The following is a 10,942-nucleotide window of genomic DNA, read 5'->3' on the forward strand; positions in this document are numbered from 1 at the left end:
ATGGCGGCAAGTCTGGCCATTCTTGGCTGGGTTGGCCTGACGACGCCGGCTCATGCCCAGGGTGCGGTCCGCTCGGTCCATGGCGACTGGCAGATCCGCTGCGACACCCCGCCGGGCGCGCAGGCCGAGCAATGCGCGCTGATCCAGAGCGTGGTAGCGGAGGACCGTTCCAATGCCGGCCTGACCGTCATCGTGCTCAAGACCGCCGACCAAAAGAGCCGGCTGATGCGGGTGGTCGCGCCGCTCGGGGTGCTTCTACCGTCGGGACTTGGGCTCAAGCTCGACAATGTCGACGTCGGGCGCGCCGGCTTTGTCCGCTGCCTGCCCAACGGCTGCGTCGCCGAGGTGGTGTTGGACGACAAGCTGCTCGGTCAACTCCGGAGCGCCAAGACTGCCACGTTCATCATCTTCGAGACGCCCGAGGAGGGTATCGGCTTCCCGCTCAGCCTGAACGGGCTGGGCGAGGGCTACGACAAATTACCGTGAGGCATTGTGCCTCGCTTTTGGGGCATGCCCTACTCTCCCTTTTGCAAGCCGCAGCGCCTATTTAGGGAAGTCGCCCTGATCCGGATTACGGTGATGTAAGGCGACCACTCCGCAGGTTTTGCATAGACTGGACTGTATCGGGATTTGGGATTGCGCGGGGCCCTTCAGGTTGCGGGCCCAAGGCGGACGGCAGGACGAGCGGAACGACAGGAAAATTGGAGCACGCATGACGCCCCCCACCTCGCTTCTCGATCGCGCCAATCTTGACCGTGATTCGGTTCGCCAGCAGATCACGCGCGGCCTGAAAGGCGCCGACGACGGTGAACTGTTCCTGGAATACAGCCAGACCGAAGCCTTGATGTTCGATAATGGCCGGCTGAAGCAGGCGACCTATGACACCAGCCAGGGATTCGGCTTGCGCGCCGTGAAGGACGACGCGGTTGGCTATGCGCATTCTTCCGACGTCTCGCTGCCGGCCCTGGTGCGCGCGGCAGACGCCGTGTCCGCCGTCCGCGGCGGCTATAGTGGGACATTCGCTGCGCCCCCGCCGCACACCAATGTGCGGCTTTATGGCGATGAGAATCCGCTCGACGCCCCCGGCTTCGAGGCCAAGGTCAAGCTGCTGGCCGAAATCAACGCTTATGTCCGAGACAAGGAGCCGCGGGTGCGGCAGGTGACTGTCAGCCTGGGCGCGACGTGGCAGGTGGTCGAGATCCTGCGCCCGGATGGCGAGAGCTATCGCGACATCCGCCCGCTGGTGCGGGTGAATATCTCCGTCGTCGCCGGCCAGGGCGACCGCCAGGAGACCGGCTCGAGAGGCTATGGCGGCCGCGAGGGCTACGCCCGCTTCATCGAGACCAGGGCGTGGCGCGAAGCCGCCGATGGCGCGATTCGCGAGGCGCTGGTCAATCTGGAATCGGTTCCGGCCCCCGCCGGTGAGATGGACGTCGTGCTCGGCGCCGGCTGGCCCGGCGTGATGCTGCACGAAGCCGTCGGCCATGGGCTCGAGGGCGATTTCAACCGCAAGAAAACCTCCGCATTCGCCGGCCTGATGGGCCAGCAGGTTGCCGCCAAAGGTGTCACCGTGGTCGATGACGGCACGATGGCCTCGCGCCGCGGCTCGCTTTCGATCGACGACGAGGGCACGCCGACCAACCGCACCGTGCTGATCGAGGACGGCATCCTCGTCGGCTATATGCAGGACCGGCAGAACGCGCGCCTGATGAATATGAAGCCGACCGGCAACGGACGCCGTCAGGGCTATGCGCATGTTCCGATGCCGCGCATGACCAACACCTACATGCTGTCCGGCGGGCATGATCCCGCGGAAATTCTCGCCTCGGTCAAGAACGGCATCTTTGCCGCCAACTTCGGCGGCGGCCAGGTCGATATCACCTCCGGCAAATACGTCTTTCAGTGCACCGAGGCCTACCGCATCGAGAACGGCAAAATTGGCGCTCCCTTGAAAGGCACGATGCTGATCGGCAACGGGCCGACCGACCTGCATCGCATCACCATGATCGGCAACGACCTTGCGCTCGATACCGGGATCGGCACCTGTGGCAAGAACGGCCAGGGCGTTCCGGTTGGCGTCGGTCAGCCGACACTGCGGATGGAACGTATTACCGTTGGAGGAACCGGTTCATGACGATGGAACGGCCAACAATCGCCACGCGTGCGCGGGGCTGGGGCGCTCAACTGCTGCAATTCGCAGCCGCTCTGGGGCTGGTTTTCCTGGCCAAGGGCGCCATTGCCGAGCCGTTCTACGTGCCGTCCGGTTCCATGGAGCCGACGCTGATGATCGGCGACGCACTCCTCGCCTCGAAATTCCCTTACGGCTACGGCACCGCTTCGCTGCCGATCCAGATCAACCTGCCGGAAACCGGTCGCGTGTTCGGCAGCTCGCCCAAGCGCGGCGATGTCGTCGTGTTTCGCTGGCCCGGCGATCGCTCGCAAGCCTGGGTCAAGCGCGTCGTCGGTCTGCCGGGCGACCGCATCCAGATGCGCCAGGGCCAGCTCTTCATCAACGACCGCGGCGCTTCGCTCAAAGCGGACGGAATTGGGCAGGTGGAGGACGAGCGCGGCGACTATGAGCCGGCGCGGCGCTACATCGAGACGCTGCCCGGCGGCGTCAGCCATGCGATTTTCAAGCTTCGCGACAACGGCCGGCTCGACAATACCCAGGAAGTCACTGTGCCGCCGGGTTATCTATTCGTCATGGGCGACAACCGCGACAATTCCGCCGACAGCCGCGTGCCGCTTCGCGACGGCGGCGTCGGAATGCTGCCAATCGACGATCTGGTCGGCCGCGCCGACGCCGTGATCGGCTCGTGGGATCTCGGCATGCGTGAGCAGCCGGTCTGGACGTGGTTGTCCGGCTTCCGCCTCGCGCGGTTCTTCACGTCGGTGCATTGAGGCGGCACTAGAGCTCCGATTCCGAAGTTCGCAAGCTATTGCGGCCCCTCCGATGCGAACTGCGGAATCAAAGGAGCACTAGCCAATTATATGATTCTAGTGCGGGTTTGGAATTTGAAGTTCCTATGACGAGGTTACCGCGAAACTGATAGGAACTTCAAATTCACCGCACTAGCTGCAGCATTTATGCCCGCCGTCCTCTTGTACCGGCGGGCACGGTACCGAGCCGTAGGAACAGAATACGCAGCAATCGCCTGGTTTCGGCTTCAGCTTTTCGCCGCACCCCCTGCAGACATAGAAAAACTGGCAGGCATCGACCGGCATTTGCTCGGTGGCCTGAAAGCCGCATTTCGGGCAGGTCAGCGTCGATTCCAATTGCACGACACCCATCTATTGTAATTCCGGTTGAATTTCAGGCCGACCACCGATGGACCGGGACACATTTCTCACCGCCGCGCTGAGCAACCCAGTCAACGCAGCCGTTGTCGATGAGCTCTTCCGCCTTGCACTGCCGGATGCGTGGCTCGTCTCCGGATGTCTGGTTCAAACCGTTTGGAACATGCTGACCGGCCGCGCTTGCGACTACGGCATCAGCGATTACGACGTCTTCTATTTCGATTCCGACACGTCCTGGCAGGCCGAAGATAAGGTGATCCATAGCCTGGGCGGACGGCTCGCTCATCTCGGCGTCAAAATCGAAGTCCGAAACCAGGCGCGTGTCCATCTCTGGTACCCGGAAAAACATGGCATCCCCTATCCCGCGCTTACCTGCTCGACCGACGGCATCGACCGCTTCCTCACCAAAAACACCCGAGTCGGACTTCGCCGTCATCATTCCGGCCACGATGTCTACGCTCCGAACGGCTTTTCCGATATTGCACGCATGATCGTGCGTCCCAATCCCGGTCCAAACTTCTCCGCGGCCAGTTACACCGCGAAAGCGATGCGCTGGAAAGCCTTGTGGCCGGAACTGAACGTCCTGCCCGCCAGCGCAACGGATCAGAACGACGTCGTCAACTGAGTAAGCCAGGCCGGCGAAGCGTCAACCAGCGCGGCCTCGATCCGCTTGTCGGCGCCGCTGACGATTGCAGTGCCGATCACGATAAACGCCGCGCCCAACAGGCCCTTGCCGAGCTTGCCGGCCGACATCAGGTTCGTGCGCATTCGCATCAACGTGGCGCGCGAGACGAGTCCAAGCAGAACCAGCGGCACGCCAGCGCCGATGCCGAACGCCGCCATGGTGAGGGCAACCCCCGGCAGGTCGCGGCCCTGGGAAGCGAGAAGTGAGGCCGCCCCGAGCGTGGGGCCGAGGCATGGCGACCAGACAGCGCCGAGCAATAGACCGATCGCCAGCTGGCCCGCGAGAGAGGACGAGGCAAAGCCGCCAAAGTGCCGATCAGCCCAGGCCGAAACAGGACTGCCCGCTCCCGCAAGCCGAGCCTGCCATGACGGAACCGCAAGGATCGCGCCAAGCACGACCATAATGGCCGCCGCCGCGAAGCGGAACGTGCCGGCGTCGATGCCGAGCCCAAATCCCACGAGCGCGAGCAGTAGCCCCAGCCCGGTGAAGGACAACGCCAGCCCTGCCGTCACAGCGACCGCACCAAGAGGGTGAGCAGTTACGGCGGCGCCGAGCACGATCGGCACCAGCGGCAACACACACGGCGACAGGATCGACAGGATCCCGGCCGCAAACGCCAATGCAAGCGCGGTCACTTGAATATCTAAAGGCTCTTGTCGAGCAAAGCTGCGATCGAGGCTTCCTTGGTGTCGCCGACCGAGCGTCCCTGCTCTGCCGCGCCCTTGAAGACGATCAACGTCGACTGCATTTGCGCGCCGAACTCCCTAACGACAGGCTTTTGGGCATCGAAATCGACCCGGAAGATTTTCAGGTCCTTGAATTTCTGCTCAGCCGTCAGTCTGTCGAGAATAGGACGCTGCGCCTTGCAGGTCGGGCACCAGTCGGCATGGATTTCGACCAGGATCGGACCGCCAGCCGCCTGGGCAGCCTTGAACGCTTCCGCCGAAAACGGCACGGCCGAATTGGCCCAGGAGGGCGCCAATGGCGCGGCCATCGCTAAAGCCCCTGCGATCAATGCCCCGTTCAAAAGCCTGCGCGTGATCATCATCTTCAGCTCCGTGGTTGGCGTCGCCCGCCTTCGGTTCTGGCCGGGCAATAGCGTTGTTACGCCGCACAGGCCTGCAATGTTACCTGACCACGCCGGAGATAAAGCCGGGCCTGCGCCGCGGCGGCTTGATCTCTTTCTTCAAAAAACAGTGAGGTTCTTTGCCAACATAGCCCGAACGCGCATAGGTCCAGGCCCGGCATTTATTGTCGGCCACGCAGGCTGCTTTGCAGGCCTCGTCCCTGTCACCGCGCTTGAGGTCGAACGTGCGGTAATCGCCGCCGGCGCGGTCGATCGAGGTCTCGATCGCGCCGTTACGGGTTTCCAGGACGCCGGCGCCGCGCACGCCGGACACGCAGCAGTCATCCGCGACGCGCGCGGGCACACTGTTCTTGAGCCAGCAGAGCGCCGCGTGCGATGTCTCGTTCGGATAGTTGAAGCTCCAGGCTCGGCAACGCCGGTCCCGCTCACAGACCAGCGCGCATTCGGCCGGATCGCCCGAGGGTACCGGCGAGCTCTGATAGTCGCCGCCCGGCCGGTCGAAATTGGCCTGGGCTTCGGCCGGTCGATGGACGGTCATGGCAGCGAGGAGGACGAAAGTCCCCAAACACGCCAGGAGAAGGCGGCCACCCCACATACAGATGCTTTCAACCGATTGGAGTTATTGCGGTTGTGCCATTTGATCGCCATGAACCTGTACGGCTGATGAACAGCCGGTGACTGATCTAAAAGGCGTATTCATCGTAGGCAGGCTCAACCGAACCGCCCCACGCGGCGTTGAACTTGGCCAGCATCTCTTCCGCGGGGGTCTGCCCGGCGTCGAGGATTCGGTCCAGCGGCTCCAGATAACGTGTTTCATCACGTCCGGAATGGTCGGCGCGACCGCGCCGCCGCAATCCCGCATGCGCCAGCGCCAGGCACTCCTTGGCGAGTTCGAAGATATAACGGTCCTTGATCCTGGCTTTGAAACCGAGGCGTGGAACGTCGTCGCGCAACGATTGGCGCTCCCAGGCATTCCAGCCTTTGACGATGTCCCAGGCCGCGTCGAGGCTGGTGTCATCATACAAAAGTCCGACCCAGAAGGCCGCCAACGCCGGCAAGCGGTTCCACGGCCCGCCGTCGGCACCGCGCATTTCAAGGTAGCGCTTCAGCCGCACTTCGGGGAAAATCGTCGAAAGATGATTGGCCCAGTCGGACAGCATCGGCCGTTCGCCGGGAAGGGCGGGATTTTTCCCTGCAAAGAAATCCCGAAACGATGTGCCGGACACATCGACATAGTCGTCGCCGCGTTTGACGAAATACATCGGCACATCGAGCGCATAGTCGACCCAGCGCTCAAACCCCATGCCGTCCTCGAACGCCCACGGAAGCATCCCCGACCTTGCATTATCGGTGTCGCGCCAGATTTCCGAGCGGAAGGAGAGAAAGCCGTTCGGCTTTCCTTCGGTAAAGGGTGAATTCGCGAACAAGACCGTGGCAACCGGCTGCAAGGCCAGCGACACCCGCAATTTCTTGACCATGTCGGCTTCCGACGAGAAGTCGAGATTGGTCTGCACCGTGCAGGTCCGGTACATCATGTCGATGCCGTAACGGCCGACCTTCGGCATATAGTTGGTCATGATCTTGTAGCGGCCCTTGGGCATCACCGGAATCTGCTGCCGCGACCAGGACGGTGTCATGCCAAGCCCGAGGAAGCCAATACCCAAAGGCGTGGCGACCTCGCGCACCTGCGCGAGGTGCGCCATCAGTTCGCTCTGGGTCTGATGCACGGTCTCGACCGGTGCACCCGACAATTCGAACTGTCCGCCCGGCTCAAGCGAGATCGCGCCGCCGCCGGTGACATCGTAAAGGCCGATGATGTTGCCGTGCTCCGTGATCGGCTCCCAGCCGAGCAGGAGCTTCATGCCCTCGAGAAGGGCGGCGATGCCGCGCGCGCCTTCGTAAGGCACCGGCTGATGGCCATCCAGGGTGAACGGCGTCTTTTCGTGTTCGGTGCCGATCCGGAACTCGGACGGCGGCTTCACCCCAGCCTCGAGCCACGCGACCAGTTCGTCGCGCGACTGCAGCGGCGTCATATCAATCTGGTCACGCGCCATACAAATTCCTGACTTGGGGCGCTGCGACCAAACGCGCGCGGTGGCAAACATTTCCGCGAACCGGGCGGCGCGCGGCTGCAAAGGGAATGTACGGCATCATCGGATGGCCACACCGTCTTTGACGGCGAGCGATGCGGCCTCCCCGCAGGAACAGCCGAGCCGGTCCAAAAGGCCGCAAAGCTTGACCGCATCCGCGTCCGAAAGTTTCGAACCGACGTGCTTCTCGATTCCAGCCGAATAGGCGCTCCACATTTTCTTTTGCAGCTCACGCCCGGTTTCGGTGATCTCGACGAATTGGCCGCGTTTATCGATCTTGCATTCGCGCCGGACGGCGAGCCCTTCATCCACCAGCCGCTCAATCAGGCGTGAGGTGGAATATTGCGGCAGCAACATCTGCTTTTCCAATTCAACCGGCCGAAGCTCGCCGGCCGGCGCCCGCGACAATTCCAGCAGGGCGTCATACCAGGCCAGCGGCGGAAAGCCGGCCTTCTTCAGATCCTGCTCGACGGCATTGAACACCCGGCTCTGGACCCGCATCAGGCGAATCCAGGCAGCGGTCGCTTCCGTCGACGGTTTACGTTTCATGGCCCTAGCCTACACTTTACGACCTACTCTAGCGCACTTGATGCACATGCATCAATGTTGACTGCTCCATGCAATTGCATTTAATGCATGCGCTGACCGTTTGACACCACCCAAGGGAGGAAATCCATGAAACTCTACTATTCGCCCGGAGCGTGCTCACTCTCTCCTCATATCGCGCTCCTGGAAGCAGGTCTTCCCTACGATCTGGTGAAGGTCGACCTGCGCGCCAAAAAACTCGAAAACGGTGACGATTTCTTGAAGGTTAACCCCAAGGGCCAGGTGCCGGCGCTGGCGCTGGACAATGGCGAACTGGTCACCGAGGGCCCCGTCATCGTGCAGATGATCGCCGACAAGGTAGCCGCCAAGAACCTTGCGCCGGCCCGCGACAGCGCCGAGCGCTACAAGCTGCTGGAATGGCTGACCTACATCAACGGCGAGCTGCACAAGAATATCGGCCCCCTGTTCAACCCCATGCTCTCGGACGAGGCCAAGGGCGTCTTCAAGGACCGGGCCATGAGCAAGTTCAAATATGTCGACAGCCAGCTGGCCGGCCGCGACTACCTCATGGGCAAGCAGTTCACGGTGGCCGACGGCTATCTCTATGTGATGCTGCGCTGGGCCGAAGGGATGAAGTTCGACCTTTCGGGATTGAACAACCTTCTGGCCTACAAGGATCGCGTCGCCGCGCGTCCGAAGGTGCAGGAAGCCCTCGTCAAGGAGGGCCTGGTCAAGGCGGCGTGAGGTTACCGGATTGCCGAAATCACAAAGGGCCGGAGCAATGATCCGGCCCTTTCCTGTTAGCGATATTGTACTTTGCAATCCAAGACCGACTCGGAACGGCTAACCGCTGAACCAGCGGGATTTGGATTCCTGGTAGTCATCCCAGACCTTGATAACCTGCTCCCTGCCAAACTGGGCAATGAACATTTCTTCCGCCTCTTTGATGGTATCCGCCTCAACGGTAGCCCGTTTGTAAACTTCATCAGGACTACCGGTTGAGATGATGGCGTAATAGTGGCTCATGCTGGTAGCTTTAGCTGCCGCGGTTTGGCTATTTGCGTGTCCGCCCATATTACTCCGCCGCCTGTGCCGCGAGCTTCTTCGGCGGGAAGCGGCCGTAGAATGTCTCGCCCTTTGCCGCCATCTCGATCAGAAGCTTCGGCGGCGTGAAGCGCGAGCCATATTTGGCCTCGAGCTTGTGGCACAGCTCGACGAATTTCTTTGTTCCCATGAAGTCGATATAGGACAGCGTACCGCCGGTGAACGGCGCAAAGCCGAAGCCGAGGATCGAGCCGACATCGGCCTCGCGCGGATCGACGATGACGTGGTCCTCAACGGTGCGGGCGGCTTCCACCGCCTGCACCACCAAAAAGCGCTGCTTCAGCTCCTCGACATCGAGCGTATCGGGATCGAGGTGCTTCGGCTGGAGGGCGCCGAGGTTCGGCCAGAGGCTCTTCTGGCCCTTGCCCTTCTCGGGATAGTCGTAAAAGCCCTTGCCGTTCTTGCGGCCGAAGCGGCCTTGCTTTTCGACCAGCTCGACCAGTAGCTTTTTCTGAGCCTGATCGATCGCGTTCGGGCCGAGATCGGCTTCGGTCGCTTTCATGATCTTGAGCACGAGATCGAGCGCGACCTCATCCGACAGCGACAATGGACCGACCGGCATGCCGGCCATCTTCGCGGTGTTCTCGATCATCGCGGGCGGCACGCCTTCCATCAGCATTTCCAGCCCTTCGGCGGTGAAACGCAGCACGCAGCGGTTGGCGAAGAATCCTCTGCTATCATTGACCACGATCGGGGTCTTGCCGATCTGGCGCGTATAATCGAGCGCGGTCGCGAGCGCGACGTCGCCGGTGTTCTTGCCGAGGATGACCTCCACCAGCATCATCTTTTCGACCGGCGAGAAGAAGTGGATGCCGATGAACTTCTCCTGGTCCTTGAATTCTTCCGCCAGCGAGTTGATCGGCAGCGTCGAGGTATTGGACGCGAAGATCGCACCCGGCTTCAGAAGCGGCTGCGCCTTGGCATAGGTCTCGGCCTTCACCTTGCGATCCTCGAACACGGCTTCGATCACAAGATCGCAATCCGAAATCGCGTGATAGTCGGGGGTTGCCGTGATCCGCGACAGGATCGCGTCGCGGTCGCTCTCCTTGGCGCGGCCCTTCTTGATCAGGTCGTCGATCACAGATTGCGCGTGGGCCTTGCCCTTGTCGGCGCTGGCCTGGTCGCGGTCGATCAGGACCACGTTGATGCCGGCACGTGCAGAGACATAACCGACGCTCGCGCCCATGAAGCCGGCGCCGATCACGGCGAGCTTCTTGACCTTGGTCGGCGGCACGTTTTGCGGACGCCGCGCGCCCTTGTTCAGTTCCTGCATCGACATGAACAGCGAGCGGATCATCGCCGCCGCTTCGTTTGAGCGCAGGATCTTGGTGAAGTAGCGCGACTCCACCCGCAACGCTGCGTCGATCGGCAACTGCAGGCCTTCGTAGACGCAACTCATGATGGCGCGTGCGCCGGGATAATTGTCGAAGGTCTCGCGGCGGAAAATCGCGTTGCCGGCCGGGAACATCATCATGCCGGCCTTTGAATAGACCGGACCGCCCGGCAGCTTGAATCCCTTTTCGTCCCACGGCGCGACGGCCTTGCCGCCGCCCTTGATCCAATCCTTCGCCGCCTTGACCAAATCGGAGGCCGGCACGATGGCGTGGATGAGGTTGAGCTGTTTGGCCTTCTCGATCGTGACCGGATCGCCCTTCAGCAGGATGTTCATCGCATCCTGCGGCGGAACGAGCCGCGGCACGCGCTGGGTGCCGCCGGCGCCCGGAAACAGGCCGACTTTCACCTCGGGCAAACCAAGCCGGGTCTTCGGATTTTCCGCCGCCACGCGATAGTGGCAGGACAGCGTGATCTCGAACCCGCCGCCGAGCGCAAGGCCATTGATCGCGGCCGCCCAGGGCTTGCCAGAGCTTTCGATTCCGCGCAGCACCAGCGAGAAGCGCCGGCTCTGGTCGAACAGCATCTGGTTGGCGGCCGTCTCGCCCTGCTCCCTGAGCGCTTTCGCATAGGCCTTGTTCATGCCCTCCAGCATCGAAAGATCCGCGCCCGCGCAGAACGCTTCCTTGCTGGACGTGATGACGATGCCCTTCACGGCGGCATCCGCCGTGGTCTGCTTGACGATGTCCTCGAGCTCGTCGGTCGAGGTCTGATCCAGCACGTTCATCGAACGGCCGGGGA

General features: G+C 62.2%; 13 protein-coding genes. 5 read left to right on the top strand and 8 right to left on the bottom strand.

Features of this window, described 5'->3' with window-relative positions; translation table 11 throughout:
- The 3 genes from M6D32_RS12830 (at nucleotide 1) to lepB (ending at nucleotide 2,901) form a co-directional block, all read left to right on the top strand.
- Entirely contained in the window at nucleotides 1-486 is a 486-nt protein-coding gene (locus M6D32_RS12830; protein WP_298256656.1) for an invasion associated locus B family protein, read from the top strand.
- 226 nt (nucleotides 487-712) lie between these two features.
- On the top strand, nucleotides 713-2,134 hold the full coding sequence (gene tldD, locus M6D32_RS12835) for a metalloprotease TldD (RefSeq protein WP_298256624.1): 1,422 nt from the start codon (nucleotides 713-715) through the stop codon (nucleotides 2,132-2,134).
- The gene (lepB, locus tag M6D32_RS12840) at nucleotides 2,131-2,901 is read left to right on the top strand and encodes a signal peptidase I (protein ID WP_298256626.1); all 771 of its coding nucleotides are present in this window, start codon (nucleotides 2,131-2,133) and stop codon (nucleotides 2,899-2,901) included. The genes tldD and lepB overlap by 4 nt, the downstream gene beginning before the upstream one ends.
- A gap of 171 nt (nucleotides 2,902-3,072) precedes the next feature.
- Here lepB and M6D32_RS12845 read toward each other — a convergent pair whose 3' ends face one another.
- Nucleotides 3,073-3,282, bottom strand: a complete 210-nt coding sequence (locus M6D32_RS12845; protein WP_298256658.1) for a GDCCVxC domain-containing (seleno)protein — start codon at nucleotides 3,280-3,282, stop codon at nucleotides 3,073-3,075.
- Nucleotides 3,283-3,328: 46 nt separating this feature from the next.
- On the opposite strand from M6D32_RS12845, the gene M6D32_RS12850 reads away from it, so the two are divergent.
- Nucleotides 3,329-3,922, top strand: coding sequence for a nucleotidyltransferase family protein (locus M6D32_RS12850; protein ID WP_298256628.1), 594 nt, complete (start codon nucleotides 3,329-3,331; stop codon nucleotides 3,920-3,922).
- On the opposite strand, the gene M6D32_RS12855 is transcribed toward M6D32_RS12850, so the two are convergent.
- The 5 genes from M6D32_RS12855 to M6D32_RS12875 form a co-directional block, all read right to left on the bottom strand.
- Nucleotides 3,901-4,617 carry a cytochrome c biogenesis protein CcdA gene (locus M6D32_RS12855; protein ID WP_298256630.1) on the bottom strand — a complete coding sequence of 239 codons (717 nt, stop codon included), beginning with the start codon at nucleotides 4,615-4,617 and terminating at the stop codon, nucleotides 3,901-3,903. The genes M6D32_RS12850 and M6D32_RS12855 overlap by 22 nt on opposite strands.
- Before the next feature lie 8 nt (nucleotides 4,618-4,625).
- Entirely contained in the window at nucleotides 4,626-4,976 is a 351-nt protein-coding gene (locus tag M6D32_RS12860; RefSeq protein ID WP_366145833.1) for a thioredoxin family protein, read from the bottom strand.
- A gap of 133 nt (nucleotides 4,977-5,109) precedes the next feature.
- Nucleotides 5,110-5,607: a PAN domain-containing protein gene (locus tag M6D32_RS12865; protein ID WP_298256634.1), complete on the bottom strand. Its 498-nt coding sequence runs from the start codon at nucleotides 5,605-5,607 to the stop codon at nucleotides 5,110-5,112.
- A 145-nt stretch (nucleotides 5,608-5,752) separates the two neighbouring features.
- On the bottom strand, nucleotides 5,753-7,123 hold the full coding sequence (locus tag M6D32_RS12870; protein WP_298256636.1) for a glutamate--cysteine ligase: 1,371 nt from the start codon (nucleotides 7,121-7,123) through the stop codon (nucleotides 5,753-5,755).
- 96 nt (nucleotides 7,124-7,219) lie between these two features.
- A complete protein-coding gene (locus tag M6D32_RS12875) occupies nucleotides 7,220-7,708 on the bottom strand; it encodes a helix-turn-helix domain-containing protein (RefSeq protein WP_298256638.1) in 489 nt (162 codons plus the stop codon).
- Nucleotides 7,709-7,834: 126 nt separating this feature from the next.
- Between M6D32_RS12875 and gstA the strand changes: the two genes are divergently transcribed.
- The gene (gstA, locus tag M6D32_RS12880) at nucleotides 7,835-8,449 is read left to right on the top strand and encodes a glutathione transferase GstA (RefSeq protein ID WP_298256640.1); all 615 of its coding nucleotides are present in this window, start codon (nucleotides 7,835-7,837) and stop codon (nucleotides 8,447-8,449) included.
- Between the two features lie 99 nt (nucleotides 8,450-8,548).
- On the opposite strand, the gene M6D32_RS12885 is transcribed toward gstA, so the two are convergent.
- Both M6D32_RS12885 and M6D32_RS12890 read right to left on the bottom strand, forming a co-directional pair.
- Nucleotides 8,549-8,731, bottom strand: coding sequence for a hypothetical protein (locus M6D32_RS12885; RefSeq protein ID WP_298256642.1), 183 nt, complete (start codon nucleotides 8,729-8,731; stop codon nucleotides 8,549-8,551).
- Nucleotides 8,732-8,780: 49 nt separating this feature from the next.
- Nucleotides 8,781-10,942: 3-hydroxyacyl-CoA dehydrogenase NAD-binding domain-containing protein (locus tag M6D32_RS12890; RefSeq protein ID WP_298256644.1), on the bottom strand; the 2,162-nt coding region annotated here is incomplete at its 5' end.

The sequence above is a fragment of the Bradyrhizobium sp. genome (assembly GCF_027307225.1).
Classification (GTDB): domain Bacteria; phylum Pseudomonadota; class Alphaproteobacteria; order Rhizobiales; family Xanthobacteraceae; genus Bradyrhizobium.

Coding starts and splice junctions, on each gene's coding strand:
- tldD (WP_298256624.1), top strand. CDS start 713: ATGACGCCCCCCACCTCGCTTCTCGATCGCGCCAATCTTGACCGTGAT.
- M6D32_RS12860 (WP_366145833.1), bottom strand. CDS start 4,976: ATGGCCGCGCCATTGGCGCCCTCCTGGGCCAATTCGGCCGTGCCGTTT.
- M6D32_RS12830 (WP_298256656.1), top strand. CDS start 1: ATGGCGGCAAGTCTGGCCATTCTTGGCTGGGTTGGCCTGACGACGCCG.
- M6D32_RS12885 (WP_298256642.1), bottom strand. CDS start 8,731: ATGAGCCACTATTACGCCATCATCTCAACCGGTAGTCCTGATGAAGTT.
- M6D32_RS12865 (WP_298256634.1), bottom strand. CDS start 5,607: ATGACCGTCCATCGACCGGCCGAAGCCCAGGCCAATTTCGACCGGCCG.
- M6D32_RS12850 (WP_298256628.1), top strand. CDS start 3,329: ATGGACCGGGACACATTTCTCACCGCCGCGCTGAGCAACCCAGTCAAC.
- M6D32_RS12870 (WP_298256636.1), bottom strand. CDS start 7,123: ATGGCGCGTGACCAGATTGATATGACGCCGCTGCAGTCGCGCGACGAA.
- lepB (WP_298256626.1), top strand. CDS start 2,131: ATGACGATGGAACGGCCAACAATCGCCACGCGTGCGCGGGGCTGGGGC.
- gstA (WP_298256640.1), top strand. CDS start 7,835: ATGAAACTCTACTATTCGCCCGGAGCGTGCTCACTCTCTCCTCATATC.
- M6D32_RS12875 (WP_298256638.1), bottom strand. CDS start 7,708: ATGAAACGTAAACCGTCGACGGAAGCGACCGCTGCCTGGATTCGCCTG.